Consider the following 26388-nt stretch of genomic DNA (forward strand, 5'->3'; position numbering starts at 1 on the left):
ACTATGACGCTATTATGACAAGTTGCAACCTATGCAACGAGGCGTAATGCCGTCAAATAGAGCAAGATGAGCAGCGAAAAATAGGGACTGAATAGAATTTGCCAAAACCAATGGCGTGGCTTAAAACCAACCCCATAAATCATGCTGGAACAGATTGCCCAAATCATCAGCGGTGCAATGACAGGATTAAACCCACCAATCGACTCCGCATATAACTTGGGATCCCACATCATCATGGCAACATGATAGAAGCCAAGAATCATGGATAAGGCTCTAAGCAGAGCCTTATCAAGTGGAGCATGAATTTTGGAAACCTGTTCGGACCAACTATTATTCACTATCTTTGTCCATCATCTCTCTGTGCTCTAGCCAAAGAGCATTGATAATACCGAATGAACAAGCCAGTAGTAGGCCTAGGATCCAAGCGAAATACCACATAGTTTCAGCTCCTTAGTAAGTAGAATTGTTTTTGTCTTCAACAAATTCTTTGTTAACACGACCGTACATTTTGTAGTAACAGAATGCAGTGTAAGCCAGGATGATTGGTACGAATACCGCAGCAACACCTGTCATCAGTTTCAGAGTCAACTCACTTGATGTTGCATCCCACATGGTCAAGCTCACGTTTGGATTCAAGCTTGAAGGCATGATGAATGGGAACATTGCAAAACCAGCAGTAAAGATGATACCAGCAATACCAAGGCTAGAAGTCACGAATGCTAATGCGCCTTTTTCAACGCGAGAAAGCAGCGCTGCAAGTAATGGCATTACCACACCAAGAATTGGTGCAATCCACATTGCTGGGTACACTTCAAAATTGTGTAACCAACCACCAGCTTGACGGATAACTTCTTTGTTTAGTGGGTTTGATGCAGCATTAGCATCAATGTTGCTTGCTACTAGGAAACCATCGATATGTTGGATCCAAAAACCACCAATCACAAATAGAACTGCGGTAAGCACGCCCATTAATTGGGTAACGGTACGAGCACGCGCATGAACTGCTGCGTCAGTTTTCATTTGTAGCCAGCTTGAACCTTGCATTAGGAACATAAATACCGATACAAGGCCACACAAGATACCAAATGGGTTTAGTAGACCAAAGAATGAACCATGGTAAGTCACCATTAGGAATTCATTGATGTCTAGTGGAACACCTTGAAGTAGGTTACCAAACGCAACACCGATGATAAGTGGTGGAACAAAACCAGAGATCGAAATGCCGATATCTAATGCGTTACGCCATTTGTCGTCATCGATTTTTGCACGGTATTCCAAACATAGTGGACGTAGCCATAGGCCAGCCAATACGAGAATCATACCTAGGTAAAAACCAGAGAATGATGCAGCGTAAACCATTGGCCATGCAGCAAATAGTGCACCACCAGCAGTGATAAGCCAAACTTGGTTACCATCCCAGTGAGGAGCAATGGTATTAATCATTACACGACGTTCTGAGTCACCTTTACCAATAAATGGAACTAGTGCACCCACGCCCATATCGAAACCATCGGCGACTGAGAAACCAACAAACAGCACACCAATTAGAATCCACCAAATAAATCGTAGGACTTCGTAATCAAACATTATTGAGTCTCCTTGCTTAAGCTTCTACTTGGCGGCTAACTTTGTCTTCAACAGAGTTACCGTTTTGCTCGAAATGGTAGCGGCCTGTTTTCAAGCTACTTGGACCCTTACGAGAGAATTTAACCATTAGGTACACTTCAGCAATTAAGAAGATAGTGTAGAGCGCTAAAACAGCAATTAGAGAAGTGATCAATTCACCCATACTCAATGCAGAGCTAGCGACTGTTGTTGGTAGAATTTCACCAACAGCCCAAGGCTGACGACCATATTCAGCAACAAACCAACCTGTCTCTACAGCAATCCAAGGTAATGGGATTGAGAATAGAGCTGCTTTTAGCAGAAGTGGATGTTGTTGGATTTTGTTACGGCACGTTTGAATAAATGCAGCACCGAATACCAATAGCATGATAACGCCACAAGCGACCATGATACGGAACGAGTAGAACAAAGGCCAAACTTCAGGGATAGAGTCATCCGCTGCTTGTTGGATTTGATCTTCAGTCGCATCAGTTACGTTGTCTGTATAGCGTTTAAGCAATAGACCATAGCCCAAGTCTTTCTTCGCTTCTTCAAAGTTTGCTTTATCTTCAGGTGTTTGAGTTCCTGAACGCAGTTTTTCAAGCAAAGAGTATGCGTAGATACCATTACGAATACGCTCAACGTGCTGTTCACGTAAATCACGTAGACCTGGAACTTGTTGATCAAGAGAACGAGTTGCAATGATACCTAATGCCCAAGGAATTTGGATTGAGTATTTGGTTTCTTGCTCTTCATTACTTGGTAGACCGATCAGTGTCCATGCTGCTGGAGCTGGTTGGGTTTCCCACTCACCTTCAATTGCAGCCAATTTCACTTTTTGCACATCACCCATTTCGTAGCCAGATTCGTCACCTAGTACGATAACAGACAGCACAGCTGCCATACCGAAAGAAGCAGCAACAGCGAATGAACGACGAGCAAAGCCTAAATCGCGGCCTTTTAGCAGGTAGTATGAGCTCACACCTAGAATGAACATTGCACCAGTACAGTAACCAGCAGCTACAGTGTGAACAAATTTCACCTGAGCAACAGGGTTAAGAACAACGTCTGCAAAGCTCACCATTTCCATACGCATGCTTTCAAAGTTGAATTCAGCACCCACTGGGTTTTGCATCCAGCCGTTTGCTACAAGAATCCAAAGCGCAGAGAAGTTTGAACCGATTGCGGTCAACCAAGTCGCTACTAAGTGTTGACGTTTAGATAGGCGATCCCACCCGAAGAAGAATAGACCCACAAAGGTAGATTCAAGGAAGAAGGCAACTAATGCTTCAATCGCAAGTGGGGCACCGAAAATATCACCTACATAGTGAGAGTAATAAGACCAGTTTGTACCAAATTGGAATTCCATGGTGAGACCAGTAGAAACACCTAGGGCAAAGTTGATACCAAACAGTTTACCCCAGAACTTAGTCATGTCCTTGTAAACTTGTTTGTCGGTCATTACGTAAAGAGACTCCATGATGGCAAGCAAGAAAGTCATGCCTAGAGTCAGAGGTACGAATAAGAAGTGATACATCGCTGTTAATGCAAACTGCAATCGCGACAGATCAACTACGTCAATCATAGTAACTCCTTTGTGTCGGCTGAAAGACACGTTGAGCACTGTTACTCATTTTCACTTAGTTACACAAAATGTAGGGTTGTTATAAAAAAGTGATTTTTGTTGTAATCATGTGCCGTTGTGGTTAGTTAATTGTTAAGCGCTAGCTAATATAGCTGCGACTAATACTACTGCCAAAAGTCTTTTGTTTCAAAAGGTTTATAGGAGGATTCCGCTTTGATTCAAATCAAGTTTCGACGCGCAAAACTGAGCAAGAAAACAACAAAATGATTCAAATCAATAAAATTACAGTTTTATTGTTACCGAGACGTAAATTCTAGAAAAAAGAGAGGAAGAGAAAGAACAAATAGTTAACAAGAGCACCATTCTTGCTAACTATTCACTAAGAAATGGATTTTTCTTTTTGTGATAAAAGTCACACCAAAATGTCAAATATAAACAGATGCTAATTTTTGTAACCTTTAACGATCAAGTCCGAAATGCAAATAAGCTCGATCAGTCGCTATTCTACCCCGTGGCGTGCGCTGAAGGTAGCCCTGTTGAATAAGAAATGGCTCTAACACATCTTCAATAGTGTCTTTTTCTTCGCCAATTGCCGCCGCTAAGTTATCAAGCCCCACAGGACCACCAGAAAACTTCTCCATAATTGCTAATAGTAACTTACGATCCATGTAATCGAAGCCTTGGTGATCAACATCAAGCATGTTTAACGCTTTATCTGCAATGTCGGCACAGATATGACCATTCCCTTTTACTTCTGCGTAATCGCGTACACGCCTTAACAAACGGTTAGCAATACGTGGTGTACCACGAGCACGTCTAGCGACTTCTAATGCGCCTTCACTGTCCATAGAGAGCCCAAGGCAAGTAGCACTGCGTTGTACAATATGTTGTAAGTCGGCAACATTGTAATATTCAAGGCGTTGAACAATACCAAAACGGTCACGTAACGGGGATGTTAACGACCCCGCTCGTGTCGTCGCCCCGATCAGGGTAAATGGCGGTAAATCAATTTTTATCGAGCGTGCAGCAGGGCCTTCACCAATCATGATATCGAGTTGATAATCTTCCATCGCTGGATAGAGCACCTCTTCTACTACAGGGCTTAGGCGGTGAATTTCATCGATAAACAACACGTCATTTTCTTCGAGGTTAGTAAGCAAAGCCGCTAAATCACCCGCTTTCTCTAGCACAGGGCCAGAGGTGGTACGAATGTTTACTTCCATCTCATTCGCAACAATGTTAGCTAAGGTTGTTTTACCTAGGCCTGGGGGACCAAAAATCAGTAAGTGATCTAACGCTTCACTGCGCTTTTGTGCTGCTTGGATAAAAATTTCCATCTGATCACGGACATGATCTTGCCCCCGATAGTCGCACAGTTTTTTGGGTCGTATTGCACGGTCAATCGCTTCTTCCTCTCTAAAGGAAGGGTTTTCAGGTGCAATGAGACGGTCGGCTTCTATCATGAATGAGGTTCCTACTAACTTTTCTTTTAATGACGGCTTTGCCACTTCAAATAACAAGGTGGCCAAGGTCAAAGTGCTACAACATGGTTAACGACGCTAACGTTCGTCAACAACACTATTGAACGGTTAACTACACCATCGATTTTAGTGCGTCACGAATTAATTGCTCGCTGCTCATGCCTGGTTTAGTAATTTGAGACACAACCTTAGAGGCCTGAGCCGGCTTGTAGCCCAATGCGAGCAGAGCACTAATGGCTTCCTCTTCCGCACTTTGTTCCGCAGTTGTTAAATTATCAATCGGCGCAGCATCGGTCGCTGGAGTAAAGAGATCTCCCGCGCCCCACCCTTTCAAACGATCTTTCATTTCGACAACCAAACGTTCTGCGGTTTTTTTACCCACGCCTGGAAGCTTCACCAAGGTCGAGATATCTTCTTTTTCAACACACGAAACAAATTGAGTTGCTGTCATACCAGATAAGATACCCAGCCCCATTTTTGGCCCTACACCGTTTGCTTTTATCACTTCACGGAAAAGGGCTCGTTCTTTCACTGTATTGAAGCCGTATAATAGCTGTGCATCTTCACGGACAACAAAGTGAGTATAGATAATCGCTTCTTCACCAACATTTGGCAGTTCGTAAAAGCAGCTCATTGGCATTTGTATTTCGTAGCCAACACCACCCACTTCAATTAACAATTCTGGTGGCTGTTTTTCTATCAATATTCCGCGAAGACGTCCAATCACGGTAGTATCCTTATGAAGACTTAATATGGAAAAGATGATAATCAATAACTGGATGGATAGCCAGTAAAAGATAGATGAAACCGTTAACGATAACGACCTCGGCGGGCACTGCTCGCTTTACCAGCTAAAGCGATAAGCGTCTTATTGGTATTAGCGTGACAAATTGCAACGCCAAGAGCATCTGCAGCGTCAGCCTGCGGTTTCGCGGGCAATTTCAACATCTGCTGCACCATGTGTTGAACCTGAGCCTTTTCTGCCCCACCTGTTCCCACCACCGCTTGTTTAATTAAACGTGCGGCATATTCAAATACCGGTAAATCGGCATTCACAGCAGCAACAATTGCACTACCACGAGCTTGGCCTAACTTTAATGCAGAGTCGGCATTTTTTGCCATAAACACCTGCTCGATAGCAAACACATCGGGTTGAAATTGGGTAATGATTTCACTCACACCTGCGTAAATTTGTTTTAGTCGGAGCGGTAAATCCTTTTCAGAAGTTCGGATACACCCACTGCCCAAATACTGCAGTTGCCGACCTTGCTGACGTATCACACCATAACCTGTGATACGAGAACCGGGGTCAATCCCCAAAATGATAGACATAGATAAATCTTGATAAGGTAACGATATTCTTAACGATGTTAGCTTAATTCATCCAAGTACGATAGCTAACACCACTTGTTCCGAGCTCAACATCCAATTAAATGAACGTTGCAAAAAAAGAAAGTGGGCCTAAAGCCCACTTCCATTTTTAACGCAACACTCGGACTTACTTACGACGCCAAGTTGTTCCTTCTGGACCATCTTCTAATACGATGCCCATCTCATTTAACTTATCGCGAGCAAGGTCGGCATTAGCCCAATCTTTTGCCGCACGAGAATCATTGCGTAACTTGATTAGTGCTTCTATTTCAGCTGCTTCATCAGAATCACCCGCATCCCCTTGCAGGAAGTGCTCTGGGTCTTGATGAAGAATGCCGATCACGTCAGCAAGCTCACGCATTAGTGCACCTAACGCATTGGCTTTGTCGAAGTCTTCACCTTTTAGACGGTTAATTTCACGCGCCATATCAAACAGCACTGAATACGCTTCTGGAGTATTGAAGTCATCACTCATCGCGTCGTTGAAACGTTGTTTGTAATCGCCCATTTCAACAGGAGCCGCAGTTAAGTCCAAACCACGTAATGCCGTGTATAAACGCTCGAGTGACGCACGTGCTTGATTGAGGTTTTCTTCACTGTAGTTCAATTGGCTACGGTAGTGACCAGACATCAAGAAGTAACGTACTGTTTCTGGATCGTAATGACCCAATACATCGCGAATGGTAAAGAAGTTGCCAAGAGATTTTGACATTTTCTCTTTATCTACCATTACCATTCCACTGTGCATCCATGTATTCACGTAATGACCACCGTGAGCACAGCATGATTGGGCAATTTCATTTTCATGGTGTGGGAATTGCAAATCTGAACCACCACCATGAATATCAAAGTGATCACCTAAAATGGATGAGTTCATCGCTGAACATTCAATGTGCCAACCTGGACGACCGGCACCCCATGGAGATTCCCACGTTGGTTCGCCCGGCTTAGACATTTTCCAAACCACAAAATCCAATGGACTGCGTTTTGCGGTTTCAATATCAACACGCGCACCGGCTTGCAATTGATCTAAATCTTGTCGAGAGAGCTTTCCGTAATCATCAAATTTAGCCACTTCAAACATAACGTCGCCATTATCTGCCACGTATGCAAAACCTTTTTCGATCAGCTTTTCAACTAAGGCAATGATTTCAGGAATAAACTTAGTTGCTCTTGGCTCTACATCTGGACGACGCATATTCAGCGCATCAAAATCGGTATACATATCTTGAATCAAACGCTCAGTTAATGAATCACATGATTCACCGTTTTCCGCAGCGCGCTTAATAATTTTATCGTCAATATCGGTGATATTACGGACAAACGTCAAATCGTAACCCAAATAACGTAAGTAACGAGACACGACATCGAAAGAAACAAAAGTACGACCATGGCCAATATGACAGAGATCGTAGATGGTGACTCCACAGACATACATGCCAACTTTGCCAGCATTGATCGGTTTAAATTCCTCTTTTTGTCTTGTGAGTGTGTTATATATCTTCAACATGATCTCTATCTAAACTGTCTAAAAAACGAAATGGTCTAGTAGTATAACAACTCTGTTATCGTCTGGTCATCCATTTGATGTTTTGAATGAACAAAAAGTTAGGCTAGAATTGCCATTTCATACAAAACAAAGCAAAGGTAATGCTCATGATCACCCTTCACACTAACTTTGGTGACATTAAAATTCAGTTGAACGAAGAAAAAGCGCCAGAAACTAGCGCAAACTTTCTTCAATACTGCCGTGATGGTTTTTACGACAACACACTGTTTCACCGTGTTATCGACGGTTTCATGATTCAGGGCGGTGGTATGACTTCAGGCCTGAAAGAGAAAGCCACTCGTGCCTCTATCAAAAACGAAGCAAACAATGGTCTGAGCAACAAAGTAGGTACGCTTGCAATGGCTCGTACTATGGAACCGCACTCAGCAAGTTCTCAATTCTTCATTAACGTAAACGACAACACCTTCCTAGACTTCCGTTCAGAAAGTCGTGATGGTTGGGGTTACTGTGTTTTCGGTGAAGTGATTGAAGGCATGGATGTGGTTAACCAGATTAAAGGCGTAAGCACTGGTTCTTACGGTATGCACCAAGACGTACCTCTAGACGAAGTGGTTATCACCAGCACAACTATCGAAGAATAATTCGATTATGGGGCGCTGCGGCGCTCCATCTATTCCTATGCATAAAACATTATTTATTTCTGATTTACATCTCACCCCTAAACGCCCTGATATTACCGACTGTTTTGTACACTTCATGCGTACAGAAGCGATAGAGTGTGATGCACTTTATGTTCTCGGTGATCTGTTTGATTTTTGGGTTGGAGACGATGATAACAGCGAATTTGCCCTGCGCATTCAAACAGAGTTTCGAACGCTCACTCAACGTGGTATTCCTTGCTATTTTATTCACGGTAACCGTGATTTTTTGGTCGGCAAACGGTTTGCAAAAAATACGGGTGTCATCTTACTTAACGAAGAGTACGTGGTGGATCTTTATGGACAAAAGGCCCTTCTGCTTCATGGCGATACCCTATGCACGAAAGATGTTCGCTATCTCGAATTTCGTAAAAAGGTCCATCAACCCTGGTTACAATGGCTATTCAACCGCTTACCACTGTTTATAAAACGCAAGCTTGTCGCCAAAATTCAACAAGATATCCGTTCAGATAAGCAACAAAAAGCAATGGAGATCATGGACGTGACTCCAGAAGAAGTCGAACAGCGCCTCTCGTATCATAACGTAAACCTTATGATTCACGGACACACACACCGTCCTTTTATCCACAAAGAACATTACGGCACGCGTATCGTTTTAGGGGATTGGTACGACCAAGGCTCAGTTTGTGTGGTCACCAAAGAGGGTTACACTTTAGAACAGCGCACTTTTTTAAACTAAATCACAACATTTAGTCTCCCATACATACGTTTTTGGAATACGCTTAGTAGATGGAATCTTAATGACTAATTCGAGAGTTATGGCGTCGAGCAAAGACACACCAAAGTTTTCCTATATAGCACGTCAACCGATTTTAAATAGCGAGCGCGTTACTATCGGTTACGAACTGCTATTTAGGGATGGGCCCAATAATAGTTTTCCTGAAGTTGATCCGGAAAAAGCAACGAGCCAGTTGCTATCGGATCATTTTTTGTCGACGCATTATCACACCTTAGGCGGAAAGCTTGGCTTTGTTAACTTTCCCTACGATAGTTTGGTCAATATGATTCCCACCAGTTTTCCAACCAATAGCTTGGTTATCGAAGTGCTGGAAACCTGTGCTCCATCTGTAGAATTGTTAACATCGATAAGACAGATGCACAAACAAGGTTACAAGATAGCGTTAGATGACTTTATTCCAAGTAAAGAGTGGAAGGCTTTTTTACCTTATGTGTCGGTGATCAAATTTGATTTACGCCAAACGTCGATCGATCATGCCAAACGGTTTATGCGCAGTACCAAGCAGTTCAATATCGAGTTTCTTGCGGAAAAAATAGAAACCTATGAAGAATTTCAACAAGCAAAGGCGGCCGGATTTACGCTTTTTCAGGGTTATTTCTTTGCTCGCCCTGAGATTCTACAACACCAATCTCTCGACCCTTCTTTTCTCACTGTGATTCAACTTTGCCAAGAGGTCGCAAAAGATCAACTCGATTACCCTGCATTAGAAGCGATCATCACCCGTGATCTCTCGATGTCGTATAAACTGCTGTCTTTTGTTAATGCATCCGCTAGCGTCAGTTCAAAAATTCAAAACTTTAAACAAGCCATTATCTATCTTGGCGAACATCGTTTACGCCGATTTATCTCGATAGTGGCTGTCGCCTCGGCCCAAGAGGCCAAACCTCATGCTCTTTATACTCTTTCAATTCAAAGAGCGCGCTTTTGCGAATTGCTGTGGCAGAGTGCTAAAAAACGTGACCATACCCTCGAGCAAGGTGCTGCGTTTTTAACAGGCATGTTCTCATTGTTAGACAGTTTACTCGATCAACCTTTAGAAAACATTCTGCTACAAATGCCCATCGACGTGTCGATAAAATCGGCATTGTTACAGCGTGAAGGTCTACTCGGTGACATTTTAAACTTGGCGATTAGCTATGAAGAAGCAGACTGGACAAACGTAGCGACGCTCTCCCACAATCTGGCCATTCAACACTCAGATGTCATTGGCAGTTATGACGAAGCGATTCAATGGGCTGATGTGCTGATGGATATGGACTTATAGACAAGCTGATCAGATATTAATAGACTTTGTGATTATTTCATTATCTAGTATACGTTTATGACTCTTTGCCATTGTGGGTCTGGTGTGGATTACGCCAAATGCTGCCAGCCTGTCCATCATAATCACGCACATGCAACCACCCCCGAACAGCTAATGCGCGCGCGATACTGTGCTCATGTCCTCAAGCTAGTCGATTTTATTGTGGCGACCTACCATCCATCGTGCCACGCAGAACAAGACCGTGCTGATATAGAATCGTCAACGCACAGTAACTGGCAAAAACTCGAGGTTTTGTCTACTACGCCAGGAAAGAGTGACAACGAAGGCTTTGTGCACTTTAAGGCCCATTTTGTTGACCATGACCAACCGTACTGTTTAGAAGAACGCTCTCGCTTTTTACGCGAAGAAGGATTGTGGTTCTATATTGATGGGGAGTTTCCATCGCAGCCTGCGCAAGCTAAAGTGGGTCGTAACGATCCTTGCCCTTGTGGCAGCGGTAAAAAATACAAGAAATGCTGTGGTTAACCTTTGGACCATAAAAAAACCAGCTACCGCTGGTTTTTTTATTGAAATGAGTCGTCCACGATTACTCTTGGTCGACAATCCATTTACGAAATGCTTTGCGTTCTTGTTCAGAAGATCGGCTGTACCAAACCTTTAGCTGCTCAACATTATTCGACATTAATTCAGATGTTTGAGCTAATGTTTTAGCATTAGAATGAATTTTATATGTACTATGTTCTTTATTACTAGTTACGGCGACAACTGGGGATTTTGTTTTAGCCAATAATGTGATTGCCGCGGCACCTCTAGCAAAGTTATATTCTCGAGCTTCAGTGATGTAGTCTCGCCCATATTGAACACCATCTTTTGTAAGAAAGTCATATTTAACAGGAATAGAATGTTGAGTGTTAGCTTCGACAAATCCCCATTCCATTTCACGAATATTTTCTTGTGCTATACGAACACTTCGATATTCTGGTAATTTGAAATCCAAGGTAGTATCAGCAGCATTAAATTTAGTCACCACGGCTTCGCTTGATACATTCCTTATTTCATCTCCAGATTCAAACGTTGGTATGTATTTAAAAAGTATTTGATTCTCACCATTTGGTAAAGTCAACTTCTTACCAGAGAATAAGCTGTTTTCAACGTTCGGCTTATTCATGTTCACCACTAAAATACTCACGTCTTCTGGTACGTTTATTACCACGTTTGCAGCAGCTGTAAAAGGAGAAGTAAGCACTACTCCAAAAAGAAACATTGTGGCTTTTTTCATTTCAAATCCTTTGGGCCTTTTCATAACCATAACAGTAACTATCTCTTACAATGAAACAGCAGACATCAAGCGCTTAATTATGTCAAGTTTCTCAAATAATAAAAGCCATTGATTATCAGATTTATAGTTAACTTTAAAATCAGTGAAAAACAAAACCCGACCAAAAGGTCGGGCTTTAGTAATTTTCAGGTCAAGTAGATACTTATTACCAGTATACTCGAGCACCTACACCGTAGTAGTAATCGTCATCAGCTGCATCTTGATTGTTTACGCCACCTTCAGCGAACACACGAGCCCATGAACCAAATTTGTACAACATACCACCGTATACGTTATTGTAGTCGTTACCCTCTTCAGCATAGTCAGCTACGAACTCGTAACCACCGTACGCTTGAAGTTTTTTGGTTAGACTGTAAGCTCCAGCAACAACAATAGAGTCAGAAGATAGTTTTGTATCTGCTGAATTGTTCTCCAACTCTGCGTGCCAGTAAGTAGTACCTAGGTTCCAACCGTCACCGTTATAGTTTACCGTAACCATACCGTGTTTAAGCTCTTTATCAGCTTTCACTTTAGTAGTTGTAGACACAATTTCAGAACCAACTACAGATTGCGTAGTTGTAGAAGTGTTTGTACGGTCATCTTGGTAACCTACACCACCATAGATGTCTAGGCTTCCTACTTTAGTACCTACGAAAATTTCGGCAACAGTTGGGTTAGTGTCACCATTGTCGTATGAGTATTCAGCTTGAACCCAACCAGCATCAGTTTCGAAAGAGTACTTCAACATTGCCTGTTGTAGCCACTCTTGAGAGAAACCGCTAGCTTCTGGAAGCATACTTGCAGAGTTACCTAGGTAACTGTTTTCAACACCCCAAACGTCATCAGAAATGATGCTTTGCTTACCTACAGTCAGAGTACCCCATTCAGATGAAGTTAAACCGATGTAGTGTTTACGGTTGTCACCACTGTTAGATTCACCAAGACCAAATTCTACTGAACCTAGTAGTTTTACAGTATCGGTTACTTTGTAGCTAGCGTTGATACCTGCACGAGATGAGCTTGATTTCAGAGTTGCATCTGTATCTTTAGCATTTTTAGTTGCGTATTCACGTAATTGACCGTAAAAATCTACTGATGCATCGTCAGTTTTAACGATTTCTGCTGCGTTAACAGAACCTGCTGCTGCAAGCACTGCTAGTGCTAAAAGAGTCTTTTTCATATTAATCCACTGCCTTTTCTTAAATCGGGAGATCCTTGCCCGGTTCCCTTTTGTTTTGAAGATGGTTTATCAACTCTGCGGTTGTTGCCCATCGCCACTAAATTCGAGTTTTAGATTGCAAAAGAATATGCTGGGTGTCAAATGCTCTAAAAGAATAGTTAAAAAAACCTAAAAATCATTATATATCAAAAACTTAATTCAAAAGGTTTGTAAAAAACGCTTAAAAATCAACCAAAAACATCAATTTTCATCACTATCAAAAGGTTAGCCAATCCGGATAATTATCTTTTTCTATGCCTTATAAATACCAATAAGTAGCATTTTATAAAGACTAAACCCTCTTTTTGGAGCTTTATATTTTTGATTTGCTAAAAAATATTTAAGTGCATGAAGGTTCAATCTTTTTTTGTGAACGAGATCTACATTTGATTTAAAACAGTGTTGTTTTACGGAACTACTTGTTAGCAAGCCTTATGTGGTAGCATCTCCGGGTTAGATTCCAGAGCGCCAACATGATCACTAATAACATCCAGAAATCGATAAGAAACAGCTATCATAACCTACAAGCACAGCTTGATAATTTTGTTCCCCGCCGAGCACAAAATTACCTTGTGGCCGAAATAGCCAAAACGTTATGTGGTGAATATCACAAATCTACCCGTATGCTTGTTGCAGAAGCCGGAACGGGGATCGGTAAATCCCTTTCTTATTTGATGGGCGCGATTCCCGTTGCCCTATCAAACCAGCGTAAAATTGTTATTTCAACCGCAACTGTTGCGCTGCAAGAACAATTAATGAATAAAGATTTACCGCTATTTCGCCGCATCACCGATGTGCCTTTCTCCTTTATTGTGGCAAAAGGTCGGCAACGTTATTGCTGTGCAGAAAAACTGGCTGTTGCCGCTGGTGTGGATGGTGGTCAATTAGCCATCTTTGAAACCAAGCCCACGAATGACACACTAGAAACACTAAAAACGCTTTATCATGAGCTGGCTAATCAGAAATGGGACGGCGACCGAGATTCGTGGCCCGATACGATACCTGATGATGTTTGGCAATTAATAGTGAGTGATAAACATAGTTGTAATCATAGTTTTGCTGCTCATCGGCACTGCCCGTTTCAAAAAGCGCGCTCGGAATTGGATCGTAACGATATCATCATCGCTAACCACAGCTTAGTGATGGCCGACGCCGACTTAGGTGGTGGCGTTATACTTCCCGAACCTGAAAACACTATTTATATCTTTGACGAAGCGCATCATTTACCTCATGTTGCACGAGATCATTCTGCTGCAGCTGCGACCTTAAAGGGAGCCGCTAGCTGGCTTGAGAAACTGAATCAATCTTTGAGTAAGTATGCCAACCTTGCCGATGAAAAGCGCGTCGGGCGCTTTCGAGAGCAAGCAGCTTCCGCATTTCAGCAACTTATACCCGAATTGACTCGCCTACCCAACCAATTTACGCCCAGCCAGTTTGATGAAGGAACGTTGCGATTTGAAAATGGTGAGCTCCCAGAATGGTTAGAACTGATGGCTAAAGAGCTGAAGCGTGAGAGTCAAAAAGCCAACCAAGCGGTGTCAAAAATAGCGGATCTGATTGCCGAACGAGTCAAAGAAGGCGAAGTGGCAAGTCGCTTAGCGGAACCAGCCCTCTCCGAATTAGGTTTTTATATTCAAAGACTAGAAAACCTACAACAGGTTTGGACCTTAATGGCTCAGCCTCAGCCGGAACGCGGAGCGCCATTGGCGCGTTGGTTTGAAATCAGTAAAGAGCGTGATGGTGATTACGTGGCAAACGTATCCCCACTTGAAATAGGCTGGCAACTAGATCAACAAATATGGAGCCGTTGTGTGGGAGCGATTTTGGTTTCAGCCACCATGAGAGCCTTGAATTCATTCCAATACTTCTGCCGCCAAGCGGGCATCAGTGATAAAGAGGAAGATGGCGTACAATTTTTAGCGCTTTCTTCCCCTTTCGACTATCAAAAACAAGCCGAATTATTGATTCCTAAGATGGATATCGAACCAACATCGCCGGAATTCACATCTTATTTGGCAAAACGTTTAGTGGATTACATCCAGCCTAATCGTGCAAATCTCATTCTTTTCTCTTCTTATTGGCAGATGAAAGAAGTAGCGGAAAAGCTGAGACCCAGTTGCAAAAAGTTGGATTGGACACTACAACTTCAAGGTGAAAAATCCCGTTCAGAAATTCTAAAAAAACATAAAAAACTAATTAAAAATCAAAAAACCAGCATATTATTCGGCACCGGTAGCTTCTCTGAAGGATTAGATCTGCCTGGTGAGCTTTTGGAAAATCTGGTGATTACAAAGATTCCTTTTGGCGTACCTACCTCACCAGTGGAACAAGCTCATGCTGAATACATTCAACGCTTAGGCGGAAATCCCTTTTTGCAAATTTCTGTTCCAGACGCCAGTAAAAAACTGATTCAGTCGGTTGGTCGTTTACTACGTAAAGAAAGAGATTCTGGTCGAGTTGTGATCTTAGACCGCAGAATTGTTTCAAAACGCTATGGTAAACAGCTTTTAGACTCTCTGCCCCCGTTTAAACGAGTGATAGAATATTAGGAGTTGTTTTTCTAATTTGAACGTTATGAACGATTTGTCTCAACTACGCCACGGTTTGAATCAGTTAGCTGCCGACGCGACTCGATTTGATGAAAAAAGAGGTAAAGATGTGAAGCCTCTTTTTGATAAAGCACTCTTTCGCAATGACACTAGGCATGCGGTATCTTGTGTGAAAGAAGCTCAAGCGACATTAGAAAGCTTGATCGTGGGGCAACGCAACGCAACGTTAACTAAAGAAAGTGCCGAATACTTAACTGAGCGACTGCTACTACAAATTAATGCGCTTTATCGCACATTAGCCAGTGTACCAGCAAAAATAGACCAGCAAGAGGTGGCTAACACAAACCAGCATAAAACGCTTGATGACCTATATCGCGACAAAATCCAACATCAGGAGTGGCTACGGCGTTTAAACCAATTAGTCGCAGACAAGCAAGTTGCTCTTGAACAATCGGACTATTTAACACGCAGCCCCGCGCAAGAAGCGTTAGACGTAGCAGAGCAGCGGTTGCAACGCTGCCAAATTGCGCTAGCCAATATTGAACAACTCATCACACAAAAAGAGAAACAACAATAAATGTCAGATACAAAAGAAACATCTCTCGACCAGGCCCCTGATGAGATTAAATTGGCCGTTGATCTCATTTACCTATTGGAGACCCATAACATTGCACCAGATACTGCGCTGGCAGCTCTCGAGATTGTGAAGAACGATTTACTACGACGCCAAGCCGATGGCATCACTAAAGAAACAGATTCCCTGTAAAACTTGGGGTTGAGACAACCGAGCACAGTGGTACTATCGACAAATAATTCAATGATAAGGACTCTGAATGAAAGTCGTCAGTTTTAATATCAACGGCCTACGCGCCCGACTACATCAATTACAAGCACTGATCGACAAACACGATCCAGATGTGATTGGTCTGCAAGAAATCAAAGTTCATGACGAAGCATTTCCAATCGCGGATGTGGAAGCCATGGGTTACAAAGTCTATTTCCATGGTCAAAAAGCCCACTACGGTGTTGCCCTTCTGTGCAAGCAAGAGCCAATTTCGGTACAAAAGGGTTTTCCTTCAGATACTGAAGAGCACCAAAAACGGATGATCATGGCGACTTTCGCTGATGAAAATGGCGATAAGGTAACGGTGATGAATGGTTATTTCCCGCAAGGCGATAACATTAACCACGAAGTAAAGTACCCATACAAACGCCAGTTTTATGCAGACTTGATGAGCTACTTAGATGAGTATCATCAGCCTGATGAACAAATCATTGTGATGGGTGACATCAACATTAGTCCAATTGACTTGGACATCGGTATTGGTGAGCCCAATCGCAAACGCTGGCTTAAAACCGGCAAATGTTCATTCCAACCAGAAGAGCGTGAATGGTTACAACGGCTACTAGATTGGGGTTTTATTGATACCTTCCGTCAAGTTCACCCAGACGTTGAAGACCAGTATTCATGGTTTGATTACCGATCTCGCGGCTTTGACGATAACCGCGGGCTGCGCATCGATGTGATTCTTGCAACACCTTCGTTAGCCAGTCGCTGTATTGAGTCGGGAATTGATTACCCTTTGCGGGGAATTGAAAAACCATCAGACCACGCACCTATCTGGTCGGTATTTAGCGCTTAGTAATGGACGCTTTATCTGCCTAAGGTTTATTAGAAAGATATATCTTAATGGGTATATCTTTCTATGTGCGTGGCTTAAGGTGGGCTAGATACCGTTTCTCAGCTTGTTTAAAACACCAAATGAGCGAAAAACTCAGCACCATATAAAACAGCCCCGCCGTTAAAAATGCTTCAAAAGGCGCGTAATAACGAGAATTGACCAGCCTTGCCGCGCCAGTAAGGTCCATGATAGTGATGATCCCTGCCACAGCGCTACCGTGGAGCATGAAGATCACTTCATTACTATAGGCAGGAAGCGCGCGACGCAGCGCACTAGGTAGAACAATGCGCTGAACTATCTTCCACCGCCCCATCCCAAATGCGGTAGCGGCTTCAATCTCGCCTTTTGGCAACCCATTAATCGCACCACGAATAATTTCTGCGGTGTAGGCAGAGGTATTTAAAACAAACGAGACTAATGCGCAGAACCAAGCGTTTTCCCACAGTGTATCTTTAACCGCGAAAAACTGATCCATTCCATAGTAAATAAGATACAGTTGCACCAATAAGGGCGTACCACGGAAAAAATAGATATAGAGCCAAGCAGGATAACGTAACCAAGGCTGCTTGCTATTGCGAATAAACGCCAAGGGGATAGCAACAATGATCCCAAACACCAACGACGCCCCCACCAGCCACGCGGTTGTCCCGAGACCCTTTAAATAAATGGGCATACTTGCCATTATTAATGAAAAGTCCATATCCTCTCACCTTGCCTTAATCGCATAACGTCGCTCAAGCAAATTCAATGCACCGGTCGATAGACTCGTAAAGATCAAGAAGATAACCGATATCGCCATATAAAAAGTAAAGGGCATTTTGGTCGAGCCGGCAGCAAGAGCGCCAATTCTTACCATATCTTCAAGGCCAATGATCGATACTAATGCGGTGGTTTTTAGTAACACTAACCAGTTATTGCCAAACCCAGGCAAAGCATGCCTAACCATTTGGGGAAACAATACTCGCTTAAAACTAAGCCAAGGCCCCATTCCATAAGCCTTGGCCGCTTCAAGCTCGCCTTGATCAACCGCCATGATTGCACCGCGAAAAGTCTCTGCCATGTAGGCACCAAAAATAAAACCGATCGTTAAAATCCCAGCAATAAATGGGCTGACATCAATGTAATCGGGTAAATAGGCGGCCCATTCATGTTGAGGGTTAAAAGAGGTGATTACCGTGTTAAGCCACTCATTCACATGATAGAGACTATTATTAAGGAAGATCTGTCCACCAAAAAAGATCAACATCATGAGTACCAAATCGGGAATACCACGAATGATGGTGGTATAGACAGTCGCCCCAGCGCGAAGCAGTTTGGAACTCGACAGTTTTGCCATCGCCCCTACCAGCCCTAAGACAACCGCGACCAATAGGGAGAGCAACGCAACTTCAATCGTTAACCCAGCACCTTTTAAAATGGCCCAACCAAACCCTTGAAGCTCAAATATCACTGGCCACCAGCCTCCCTATTGGGCTCGAATAACATGGTCAAGCAATCGTCAAATAACGACATGCTTAGAGTGTCAATATTATTCACCGTACACATCGTAATTGAAGTACTTAGAAGAAATTTGTTTATAAACACCTTTAGCTCGAACAGCATCAATCGCGTTATTTAGCTTTTCGGTTAGGTCCTTGTCCCGCTTACGAACTGCAATACCGAATCCTTCACCAAACCATTTAGGATCGGTTAATGTTGGTCCAACAAATTCATATTTATCGCCACCCGGTTTTTTCAACATCCCTTCTTCTAACGCTGAAGCATCACCAAGTACTGCGGCAATACGACCGTTAGCTAAATCAAGATAAGCTTCGTCAAATGAACCATAGCGAACGATGTCGACTGAATCACCATAGTTATCGGAAAGGTATTTATCATGTGTGGTTGCACGTTGAACACCGATTTTTACGCCTTTCAATCCTTTTTTAGTAAAATCAATATTGCTGCCTTTCTTGGCAATAAACTTATTGGGAATCAATGCATACTTGTGGGTAAAATCGACTTTCTTGCGGCGCTCATCGGTGATCGACATCGCGGCAATAATCGCATCGTATTTACGCGCTAATAATGAAGGAATAATGCCATCCCAATCTTGACGCACGATTTTGCATTTCACTTGCATCTGCTTGCAGAGCGCATTCGCCATATCGACATCAAATCCTTTTAACGATCCGTCTGGTTCAGTCCAACTAAATGGAGGATATGCGCCTTCAATCCCAAACCTTACCACTTTCCATTCTTTCGCTTGTGCCACACCTGTCACCGCTGTTGCGGCCATTGCAGCTACCAGTAACCACTTTTTCATATCCTTACTCCTGTGATAACGCTGTTTTATTTGCAAAAGTGGCAGACCAAATCGCTACCACTTATATCCATATCGCCTTGCGGCATAGCCGTCGCTACTCTGTGCCACGGTTAATAAATAGAGGAGATAAATTGTTTTAACCTTTGTGATTTTGGATGGGAAAAAAGCTCATTAGGATCACCTTGTTCTTCTACCATCCCTTGATGTAAAAACATGACATGAGACGAAACATCGCGCGCAAACGCCATCTCATGGGTCACCACTAACATGGTTCTTCCCTCTTGCGCCAAATCGCGCATCACACCTAACACCTCACCAACCAATTCAGGGTCAAGCGCTGAGGTAGGTTCATCAAAAAGCATCACTTCTGGTTCAACGGCTAGGGCCCGAGCGATTGCCGCCCGCTGTTGTTGTCCACCGGATAAATGCCCAGGGTAATAATCTTTATGCTCATACAACCCAACTCGTTTGAGCAGAACTTCTGCCTTATCAATCGCTTCTTGTTTATTTACCCCTAAAACATGGACAGGGGCTTCAATCACATTCTCAAGCACCGTCATATGCGACCAGAGATTAAAACTTTGAAACACCATCGCTAAACGTGAACGAATCCGCTGCACTTGCTTCGCATTCACTGGAACATATTGCCCACTTTTATTCTTGCGCATTTGCAATTGCTCACCATTAACCCAGATATCTCCCTGCGTCGGCGTCTCGAGCAAATTGATGCAGCGTAAAAAAGTACTTTTCCCAGATCCGGAAGAGCCAATAATAGAGATAACATCGCCTTTATTAGCTTGTAATGAAATGCCTTTTAACACCACATTGTGGCCAAAGGTTTTGTGAAGGTTGTTGATTTGCAGCGCCGGAACATTCGTCATGCGCTTTCTCCCTATCAATAAATAGACTGCTACCCCCGATACTTACAGAGCATTTTTCATTAAAACAACTGTACAGAAAAGAGTAGCATAAGCTTCCTAGCTCATAAGATGCCAAAGTATCACTTGAACAAATTCAAATCAACTTACAAACAAATGATTGAATATTAATGCGCACATATTATATATAATTCATACAAAAACCCACAAAAAAGCAACTATATGAATATTTATTCAAACCCTATTTTAATCGTTTGTTACTTATCGTCAGAATTGTACGTATGTCACTAAATTTTAAGTGAGATATGTCACAATGCGCCATAATTGAGGGCGTATAGATGGTAATTTTCGTGCTTACTATGCGCCTCAAAGCTTATAAATAGTGGCAAAGTACAAATAACACGCACCTTGAAGAGAAAATCAGCAATACCGAGTTCACTTTATTCCATTTTTTGAACTTTTATTGATTTAGTTTAAGGTTTGCCATTTTTTTTTAGCTTAAATTGAAACTCAACAAAGCGAAGTAGCGATATCCATACTCAAATCGACACGGTGTGATTATCAATATTGTTATTTCTATGAGTGTACTGCTCCGATAAAAAGGATAGCTGGCTCAACGGCTAAGACAGTACGTGTTTTTTCTACTAATAAAGGTAGGTATGTCATGGCAGAGCAATTTGCTAAAGCTTGGGAAGGTTTTGCTGCAGGTGAGTGGCAAAACGAAGTAAACGTTCGTGATTTTATCCAAAAGAACTACACTCCTTATGAAGGCGACGAATCTTTCCTAGTTTCTGAAGGTACTGAAGCAACTAAAACGCTTTGGGCTAAAGTAATGGAAGGTATCAAACAAGAAAACTCAACTCACGCTCCTGTTGATTTCGATACTTCTATTATCTCTACCATCACTTCTCATGATGCTGGATACATCAACAAAGACCTAGAAAAAATCGTTGGTCTACAAACAGACGCTCCTTTGAAACGTGCTATCATCCCTAACGGTGGTATCCGCATGATCGAAGGTTCTTGCAAAACTTACGGTCGCGAACTTGACCCACAAGTTTCAAAAATCTACCACGAATACCGCAAAACACATAACCAAGGTGTTTTCGACGTTTACACTCCTGGTATCCTAGCATGTCGTAAATCTGGCGTTCTAACTGGTCTTCCAGATGCTTACGGCCGTGGTCGTATCATCGGTGACTACCGTCGTATCGCGCTTTACGGTATCGACTACTTGATGAAAGACAAATTCGCTCAATTCACTTCTCTACAAGAGCAAATGGAAAACGGCGAAGATCTACAAGCAGTTATCCAACTGCGTGAAGAAGTTGCTGATCAACACCGTGCTCTAGGCCAAATCAAAGAAATGGCTGCTAAATACGGTTGTGATATCTCTCGCCCTGCAGAAACAGCTCAAGAAGCAATCCAATGGACTTACTTCGGTTACCTAGCTGCTGTTAAATCTCAAAACGGCGCGGCAATGTCTCTAGGTCGTACTTCTACTTTCCTAGACATCTTTATCCAACGTGATATCGAAGCAGGTAAAATCACTGAAGTTGACGCTCAAGAAATGATCGACCACTTCGTGATGAAACTACGTATGGTTCGTTTCCTACGTACTCCAGAATACGATGACCTATTCTCTGGCGACCCAATCTGGGCAACAGAATCAGTAGGTGGTATGGGTCTTGACGGTCGTACTCTAGTTTCTAAAACTAACTTCCGTTTCCTAAACAGCCTATATACAATGGGTCCTTCTCCAGAGCCAAACATCACTGTTCTTTGGTCTGAGCAACTACCTGAAGGCTTCAAAAAATTCTGTGCTAAAGTATCTATCGATACTTCATCTATCCAGTACGAAAACGATGACCTAATGCGTCCAGACTTTGAGTCTGATGACTACGCAATCGCATGTTGTGTATCACCAATGGTTGTTGGTAAACAAATGCAATTCTTCGGTGCTCGTGCAAACCTTGCTAAAACTATGCTTTACACCATCAACGGCGGTGTTGATGAAAAATCTAAAGCACAAGTTGGTCCTAAGATGCCTAAAATCACTTCTGAAGTTCTTGATTACGATGAACTTTGGGAAAAAATGGATCACTTCATGGATTGGTTGGCAAAACAATACGTTACAGCATTGAACGCTATCCACTTCATGCACGACAAATACAGCTACGAAGCGTCACTAATGGCTCTACACGACCTACACGTGAAACGCACAATGGCTTGTGGTATTGCTGGTCTATCTGTTGCAGCTGACTCTCTATCTGCAATCAAATACGCTAAAGTAACTCCAATCCGTGACGAAGACGGCGTAGCGGTAGACTTCAAAATTGAAGGCGACTACCCTAAATTTGGTAACAACGACGCTCGCGTTGATGACATCGCATGTCAATTGGTTGAAACTTTCATGAACAAAATCCGTTCATTGAAAACTTACCGCGATGCAATCCCAACTCAGTCAATCCTTACTATCACTTCTAACGTTGTGTACGGTAAGAAAACTGGTAACACACCTGATGGCCGTCGCGCAGGCGCTCCATTCGGTCCTGGTGCAAACCCAATGCACGGTCGTGACCAAAAAGGTGCTGTAGCATCATTGACTTCAGTTGGTAAACTGCCATTTGCACACGCTAAAGACGGTATCTCTTACACCTTCTCTATCGTTCCAAACGCACTTGGTAAAGAAGACGATTCACGTCGCGCTAACCTAGCTGGCCTAATGGATGGTTACTTCCACCACGAGTCTGGCGTTGAAGGTGGTCAACACCTAAACGTTAACGTTCTAAACCGTGACACTCTTCTAGATGCTGTTGAGCACCCAGAGAACTACCCTCAGCTAACTATCCGTGTATCAGGTTACGCTGTTCGTTTCAACTCTCTAACTGCTGAACAACAACAAGACGTTATCTCTCGTACATTCACTGAATCAATGTAATTGACTCTTCTGAATGAATGATTCTAAGCCCCGCAATGCGGGGCTTTTTTTATGTCTTTTGTTTGAGGGGTGGCAAATCTCATGACAGAATCCATAACCAATTCCCCCGCTTTCAGCCAACCAGAATGGTCAGATAGGATTGGAAGCTTGCCAAGCATTCGCTTTTCCGTTTCGAAGACAAACCAGTGAAATAAAAATCGGCCTCAAAATAGATTGAGACCGATGTTAGTATGAGAAGAACAGGACTCAATCGGTAGTTAACAAAACCGAGCCGAATCCGATTGATAGATTAAATAGCAAAGCGCTGACAATCCTCATTTAATCGAGTTGAACGCTTATCTACTTCTTGACTAGTCTGACGAATCTGATCGTTACCTTGCTCAAGAGACTTCATTGACGAAGATATTTGCACCATATTGTTCGCCATTGACTGACTGGTGGTTGCCAACTCTTTCATTGAAGCAAAAATAACTTCTGTCTGGCTTGCCGCTTCATCAGCCTTTTCGGTAATCAGACGCATCGCTTCAATTGCTTCCAACCCACGTTGCTGACCGACCGACATCGAATCTTGTGATTGCGAGATATACTGGATAACTTCCGAGCTTTCATCTTTCATCGTTTTGATGGTGAGAGTAATGTCCGATACCGCATCAACAGTTCGCACCGCCAAGCTGCGCACTTCATCAGCTACCACAGCAAACCCTCGCCCCTGTTCGCCAGCGCGAGCCGCCTCAATAGCAGCGTTTAACGCAAGTAAGTTGGTTTGTTCGGCAATGCCATTGATGATCTCCATCACCGAATCGACTTTGGTCGACGCCTGCTCAAGTTGTTGAATATGCCCGGCAGCAGAATCGAGTATTTTGCCAATGTCTTCAAGGGAACCAATTGCAGCAGAGATGACTTTAGCCCCCTCTTCGGCCGCCTCATTCGATGACTTGCTCATCTGTGCCACAAACTCAAGAGAATTCGACACTTCTTGTGTGGTAACACTCACCTCTTCCGTTGCAGAAGCAAGCAATTGGGTCTGACCAATCACATCACTTTGGCTAAGCACTTGCTTATCTATACCGCGATTTAATACCGCAGCATCACCAGATAATGCGCGGCTATTTTCCTGCACTTTACGAACTAAGCTGCCCAAATGCTCACAACTGTCGTTGATTGCAATTGCTAACTGATTGAATTCATCATTAGGGTTATTGGTCAAACTCATGCGTTGAGATAAATCTCCCTCAGAGAGCTGTTCTAAAACGCGTTTGGTTTGCGCCAAAGAACGAGTCAATGACATGCTTAACATCATAAAGATGGAGATGGTGACTAAAGCAAGCACCGCACAAGCAATCAATACTGACCATAACGTAGTTGTACCAGTGTGAGCTGCTTGTTCTTGATGTTGAGTACTGAGATTTTCAATATTCTGAGAGATACTGGCAATCACATTCCGCGCTTCAACTTCGCCCTCAATTAGCTTCTGGGCGTGTTGTTTTACCAACTCATTGAGTTCGGCCACTCTTTTAAAAACAGCTTTGTATTGCTCTATTTCTGTTTTGTATAAATTGAGCATCGCATAGCTGTTCGACGTATTGATAAAGCCAAACATAGCTCGATTGAACAACTTGAGATTTTGCTCACTCTGCTTTAGCAGGTAATTTTGCTGCATTTTGATCATCGCTTGAAAATCAGACATAACTGTCACCATGCCGGTCTCATCTATCTTTTTTTCAATTTGATTTTCGAGCGATTTCAATTGCCCCAATTTCCCTTCATCGACGCTAAAACCTAGTTCAGCTTTGGTGTTTAACCACGGGCGAAATGCCAAATCAAACGATTCTACCGCTGACGCGAGCTTATCAGCGTCACCAACCAGGCCAATACCTTGTAGAAACTCAACATCATGCTTCACGACTAAGGCTAAGGTATCTAACTCCTGCAATGCCTTATCTACCTGCGATGAAGTGAGATCATCGCGCTCAGCAGCCAGAGTTAAGAGTTGCGATTGGGTTGAATGGAGGCCAACAAGACCAGAAGTGATGTTATTACTCTGCTGGTACTGTGAACTCATACCTTTCAGGCTATGCGCTGCATAGGTGCCTAGAGCAACAAATCCGATGCAAAGAACAACAATAAAAGCAGTTATTTTCTGCTTTTGAGACAACTTAATTACATCCATGTACGTATCCCTTTGAGAGTGTTAAGGTTTAAATCGACAGCCTAATATCCTTATTATTTTCTAGCCGAATGGTATTGTTATAACACATTTTTGCTCAATATCTAGGCATTTTAGTGCTGGCGGATTCCGACCTTAATAATCATAAGGAAAAACTATTTTATCCTGTTGGTTTGTAATAAAATAACACCCAAGAACCTCCAAGAAGAAGAGCTGCACATGTCTACTACTGGTCGTATACATTCCTATGAAACCTGCGGTACTGTCGATGGTCCAGGAATCCGTTTTATTATTTTCCTACAAGGATGCCTATTCCGTTGTAAGTATTGCCATAACCGAGACACATGGGATGTGCATGATGGTAAAGAATCTTCTGTGGAAGAGATCATCCAAGAAGCGAAAAGCTATCGTCACTTTATGAAAGCGTCTGGTGGTGGTATCACCTGTTCCGGTGGTGAATCGTTACTTCAACCTGAATTCGTTCGTGACCTATTTACTGCTGCCCATGCTGAGGGTATCCACACCTGTTTGGACACCAACGGGTATGTACGTAAGTACACTCCCGTTATCGACGAAGTACTCGACGTCACGGATCTAGTGATGCTGGATATTAAGCAGATCAAAGATGACGTACACCAAAATTTGGTTGGCGTTTCCAATAAACGTGTTTTGGACTTTGCGCGATACCTTAACAAGATTGGTAAGAAAACGTGGATTCGTTATGTTGTCGTCCCTGGCTACACCGATGACGATGAATCAGCCCATTTGCTAGGTCAATTCATTAAAGAAATGAGCAACATTGAAAAAATTGAAATGTTGCCATATCACAAGCTAGGCGCTCATAAATGGGAAGCCATGGGTGAAGTTTATCCTTTGGAAGGCGTTAATCCGCCACCTAAAGAGACAATGGAACGCATCAAAAACATCCTGTTAGAGTACCATCCTGTCGTTAAGTACTAAGCGTTTAAGTACTAAGAGTTTAGTACTAACAGGTTGAGTACTCGGCTAATTAGCCGTCTTAACAATATTCCCCAAAGGTCAGCACTGTGCTGACC

25 protein-coding genes are annotated in these 26388 nt (G+C 42.9%); 10 read left to right on the top strand and 15 right to left on the bottom strand.

Going from position 1 to position 26388, the window contains the following annotated elements:
* Positions 1-29: 29 nt before the first annotated feature.
* From ybgE to cysS, 8 genes are all read right to left on the bottom strand, one after another.
* On the bottom strand, positions 30-338 hold the full coding sequence (gene ybgE / locus JCM16456_RS10040; protein ID WP_068714083.1) for a cyd operon protein YbgE: 309 nt from the start codon (positions 336-338) through the stop codon (positions 30-32).
* On the bottom strand, positions 331-438 hold the full coding sequence (gene cydX, locus JCM16456_RS10045; RefSeq protein WP_068714084.1) for a cytochrome bd-I oxidase subunit CydX: 108 nt from the start codon (positions 436-438) through the stop codon (positions 331-333). The genes ybgE and cydX overlap by 8 nt, the downstream gene beginning before the upstream one ends.
* A gap of 12 nt (positions 439-450) precedes the next feature.
* Positions 451-1587, bottom strand: coding sequence for a cytochrome d ubiquinol oxidase subunit II (cydB, locus tag JCM16456_RS10050; RefSeq protein ID WP_068714085.1), 1137 nt, complete (start codon positions 1585-1587; stop codon positions 451-453).
* Between the two features lie 16 nt (positions 1588-1603).
* The gene (gene cydA, locus JCM16456_RS10055; RefSeq protein ID WP_068714086.1) at positions 1604-3190 is read right to left on the bottom strand and encodes a cytochrome ubiquinol oxidase subunit I; all 1587 of its coding nucleotides are present in this window, start codon (positions 3188-3190) and stop codon (positions 1604-1606) included.
* Between the two features lie 458 nt (positions 3191-3648).
* Positions 3649-4653: a Holliday junction branch migration DNA helicase RuvB gene (gene ruvB, locus JCM16456_RS10060; protein ID WP_068714087.1), complete on the bottom strand. Its 1005-nt coding sequence runs from the start codon at positions 4651-4653 to the stop codon at positions 3649-3651.
* Positions 4654-4783: 130 nt separating this feature from the next.
* Complete coding sequence (gene ruvA, locus JCM16456_RS10065; protein WP_068714088.1) at positions 4784-5398, bottom strand: Holliday junction branch migration protein RuvA; 615 nt, start codon at positions 5396-5398, stop codon at positions 4784-4786.
* Between the two features lie 83 nt (positions 5399-5481).
* Positions 5482-6003, bottom strand: a complete 522-nt coding sequence (ruvC, locus tag JCM16456_RS10070) for a crossover junction endodeoxyribonuclease RuvC (RefSeq protein ID WP_068714089.1) — start codon at positions 6001-6003, stop codon at positions 5482-5484.
* Positions 6004-6169: 166 nt separating this feature from the next.
* Positions 6170-7552, bottom strand: coding sequence for a cysteine--tRNA ligase (gene cysS, locus JCM16456_RS10075; RefSeq protein ID WP_068714090.1), 1383 nt, complete (start codon positions 7550-7552; stop codon positions 6170-6172).
* A gap of 146 nt (positions 7553-7698) precedes the next feature.
* Between cysS and JCM16456_RS10080 the strand changes: the two genes are divergently transcribed.
* From JCM16456_RS10080 to JCM16456_RS10095, 4 genes are all read left to right on the top strand, one after another.
* A complete protein-coding gene (locus JCM16456_RS10080; RefSeq protein WP_068714091.1) occupies positions 7699-8193 on the top strand; it encodes a peptidylprolyl isomerase in 495 nt (164 codons plus the stop codon).
* A gap of 37 nt (positions 8194-8230) precedes the next feature.
* The gene (lpxH, locus tag JCM16456_RS10085; protein WP_068716018.1) at positions 8231-8950 is read left to right on the top strand and encodes a UDP-2,3-diacylglucosamine diphosphatase; all 720 of its coding nucleotides are present in this window, start codon (positions 8231-8233) and stop codon (positions 8948-8950) included.
* Between the two features lie 61 nt (positions 8951-9011).
* Positions 9012-10274, top strand: a complete 1263-nt coding sequence (locus JCM16456_RS10090; protein ID WP_231894403.1) for an EAL and HDOD domain-containing protein — start codon at positions 9012-9014, stop codon at positions 10272-10274.
* Between the two features lie 57 nt (positions 10275-10331).
* Complete coding sequence (locus tag JCM16456_RS10095) at positions 10332-10799, top strand: YchJ family metal-binding protein (RefSeq protein WP_082712277.1); 468 nt, start codon at positions 10332-10334, stop codon at positions 10797-10799.
* Positions 10800-10860: 61 nt separating this feature from the next.
* Here the strand turns inward: JCM16456_RS10095 and JCM16456_RS10100 are convergent, their stop codons facing one another.
* Both JCM16456_RS10100 and JCM16456_RS10105 read right to left on the bottom strand, forming a co-directional pair.
* The gene (locus tag JCM16456_RS10100; RefSeq protein ID WP_068714092.1) at positions 10861-11553 is read right to left on the bottom strand and encodes a DUF2057 family protein; all 693 of its coding nucleotides are present in this window, start codon (positions 11551-11553) and stop codon (positions 10861-10863) included.
* A gap of 205 nt (positions 11554-11758) precedes the next feature.
* Positions 11759-12772, bottom strand: coding sequence for a porin (locus JCM16456_RS10105; protein ID WP_068714093.1), 1014 nt, complete (start codon positions 12770-12772; stop codon positions 11759-11761).
* Positions 12773-13284: 512 nt separating this feature from the next.
* Between JCM16456_RS10105 and dinG the strand changes: the two genes are divergently transcribed.
* From dinG to xthA, 4 genes are all read left to right on the top strand, one after another.
* Positions 13285-15360 (top strand): ATP-dependent DNA helicase DinG, encoded by a 2076-nt coding sequence (dinG, locus tag JCM16456_RS10110; protein ID WP_068714094.1) that lies wholly within the window; start codon positions 13285-13287, stop codon positions 15358-15360.
* Positions 15361-15385: 25 nt separating this feature from the next.
* Positions 15386-15937: a primosomal replication protein PriC gene (priC, locus tag JCM16456_RS10115; RefSeq protein WP_068714095.1), complete on the top strand. Its 552-nt coding sequence runs from the start codon at positions 15386-15388 to the stop codon at positions 15935-15937.
* Entirely contained in the window at positions 15938-16126 is a 189-nt protein-coding gene (rsmS, locus tag JCM16456_RS10120) for a pleiotropic regulatory protein RsmS (RefSeq protein WP_068714096.1), read from the top strand.
* 67 nt (positions 16127-16193) lie between these two features.
* Positions 16194-17003 (top strand): exodeoxyribonuclease III, encoded by an 810-nt coding sequence (gene xthA / locus JCM16456_RS10125; protein WP_068714097.1) that lies wholly within the window; start codon positions 16194-16196, stop codon positions 17001-17003.
* Positions 17004-17064: 61 nt separating this feature from the next.
* Here xthA and JCM16456_RS10130 read toward each other — a convergent pair whose 3' ends face one another.
* From JCM16456_RS10130 to JCM16456_RS10145, 4 genes are all read right to left on the bottom strand, one after another.
* Complete coding sequence (locus JCM16456_RS10130) at positions 17065-17742, bottom strand: ABC transporter permease (protein WP_068714098.1); 678 nt, start codon at positions 17740-17742, stop codon at positions 17065-17067.
* 6 nt (positions 17743-17748) lie between these two features.
* On the bottom strand, positions 17749-18489 hold the full coding sequence (locus JCM16456_RS10135) for an ABC transporter permease (protein ID WP_068716024.1): 741 nt from the start codon (positions 18487-18489) through the stop codon (positions 17749-17751).
* A gap of 81 nt (positions 18490-18570) precedes the next feature.
* Positions 18571-19347, bottom strand: coding sequence for an ABC transporter substrate-binding protein (locus JCM16456_RS10140; RefSeq protein WP_068714099.1), 777 nt, complete (start codon positions 19345-19347; stop codon positions 18571-18573).
* 110 nt (positions 19348-19457) lie between these two features.
* A complete protein-coding gene (locus JCM16456_RS10145) occupies positions 19458-20228 on the bottom strand; it encodes an ABC transporter ATP-binding protein (protein WP_068714100.1) in 771 nt (256 codons plus the stop codon).
* A 661-nt stretch (positions 20229-20889) separates the two neighbouring features.
* On the opposite strand from JCM16456_RS10145, the gene pflB reads away from it, so the two are divergent.
* Positions 20890-23166, top strand: coding sequence for a formate C-acetyltransferase (pflB, locus tag JCM16456_RS10150; protein WP_068714101.1), 2277 nt, complete (start codon positions 20890-20892; stop codon positions 23164-23166).
* Positions 23167-23455: 289 nt separating this feature from the next.
* Here the strand turns inward: pflB and JCM16456_RS10155 are convergent, their stop codons facing one another.
* The gene (locus JCM16456_RS10155) at positions 23456-25336 is read right to left on the bottom strand and encodes a methyl-accepting chemotaxis protein (protein ID WP_068714102.1); all 1881 of its coding nucleotides are present in this window, start codon (positions 25334-25336) and stop codon (positions 23456-23458) included.
* A gap of 216 nt (positions 25337-25552) precedes the next feature.
* On the opposite strand from JCM16456_RS10155, the gene pflA reads away from it, so the two are divergent.
* Complete coding sequence (pflA, locus tag JCM16456_RS10160) at positions 25553-26293, top strand: pyruvate formate lyase 1-activating protein (protein WP_068714103.1); 741 nt, start codon at positions 25553-25555, stop codon at positions 26291-26293.
* The last annotated feature ends 95 nt before the right edge of the window (positions 26294-26388 follow it).

Source organism: Vibrio tritonius (assembly GCF_001547935.1).
Lineage (GTDB): Bacteria > Pseudomonadota > Gammaproteobacteria > Enterobacterales > Vibrionaceae > Vibrio > Vibrio tritonius.

Excerpts from the sequence above, each read along its gene's own strand:
- ruvB (WP_068714087.1), bottom strand. The coding sequence starts at position 4,653 with ATGATAGAAGCCGACCGTCTCATTGCACCTGAAAACCCTTCCTTTAGA.
- JCM16456_RS10145 (WP_068714100.1), bottom strand. The coding sequence starts at position 20,228 with ATGACGAATGTTCCGGCGCTGCAAATCAACAACCTTCACAAAACCTTT.
- JCM16456_RS10080 (WP_068714091.1), top strand. The coding sequence starts at position 7,699 with ATGATCACCCTTCACACTAACTTTGGTGACATTAAAATTCAGTTGAAC.
- cydB (WP_068714085.1), bottom strand. The coding sequence starts at position 1,587 with ATGTTTGATTACGAAGTCCTACGATTTATTTGGTGGATTCTAATTGGT.
- rsmS (WP_068714096.1), top strand. The coding sequence starts at position 15,938 with ATGTCAGATACAAAAGAAACATCTCTCGACCAGGCCCCTGATGAGATT.
- cydA (WP_068714086.1), bottom strand. The coding sequence starts at position 3,190 with ATGATTGACGTAGTTGATCTGTCGCGATTGCAGTTTGCATTAACAGCG.
- JCM16456_RS10100 (WP_068714092.1), bottom strand. The coding sequence starts at position 11,553 with ATGAAAAAAGCCACAATGTTTCTTTTTGGAGTAGTGCTTACTTCTCCT.
- dinG (WP_068714094.1), top strand. The coding sequence starts at position 13,285 with ATGATCACTAATAACATCCAGAAATCGATAAGAAACAGCTATCATAAC.
- cysS (WP_068714090.1), bottom strand. The coding sequence starts at position 7,552 with ATGTTGAAGATATATAACACACTCACAAGACAAAAAGAGGAATTTAAA.
- JCM16456_RS10105 (WP_068714093.1), bottom strand. The coding sequence starts at position 12,772 with ATGAAAAAGACTCTTTTAGCACTAGCAGTGCTTGCAGCAGCAGGTTCT.
- xthA (WP_068714097.1), top strand. The coding sequence starts at position 16,194 with ATGAAAGTCGTCAGTTTTAATATCAACGGCCTACGCGCCCGACTACAT.
- JCM16456_RS10130 (WP_068714098.1), bottom strand. The coding sequence starts at position 17,742 with ATGGACTTTTCATTAATAATGGCAAGTATGCCCATTTATTTAAAGGGT.
- lpxH (WP_068716018.1), top strand. The coding sequence starts at position 8,231 with ATGCATAAAACATTATTTATTTCTGATTTACATCTCACCCCTAAACGC.
- priC (WP_068714095.1), top strand. The coding sequence starts at position 15,386 with ATGAACGATTTGTCTCAACTACGCCACGGTTTGAATCAGTTAGCTGCC.
- JCM16456_RS10140 (WP_068714099.1), bottom strand. The coding sequence starts at position 19,347 with ATGAAAAAGTGGTTACTGGTAGCTGCAATGGCCGCAACAGCGGTGACA.
- JCM16456_RS10095 (WP_082712277.1), top strand. The coding sequence starts at position 10,332 with ATGACTCTTTGCCATTGTGGGTCTGGTGTGGATTACGCCAAATGCTGC.
- JCM16456_RS10090 (WP_231894403.1), top strand. The coding sequence starts at position 9,012 with ATGACTAATTCGAGAGTTATGGCGTCGAGCAAAGACACACCAAAGTTT.
- pflB (WP_068714101.1), top strand. The coding sequence starts at position 20,890 with ATGGCAGAGCAATTTGCTAAAGCTTGGGAAGGTTTTGCTGCAGGTGAG.
- ruvC (WP_068714089.1), bottom strand. The coding sequence starts at position 6,003 with ATGTCTATCATTTTGGGGATTGACCCCGGTTCTCGTATCACAGGTTAT.
- cydX (WP_068714084.1), bottom strand. The coding sequence starts at position 438 with ATGTGGTATTTCGCTTGGATCCTAGGCCTACTACTGGCTTGTTCATTC.
- pflA (WP_068714103.1), top strand. The coding sequence starts at position 25,553 with ATGTCTACTACTGGTCGTATACATTCCTATGAAACCTGCGGTACTGTC.
- JCM16456_RS10155 (WP_068714102.1), bottom strand. The coding sequence starts at position 25,336 with ATGGATGTAATTAAGTTGTCTCAAAAGCAGAAAATAACTGCTTTTATT.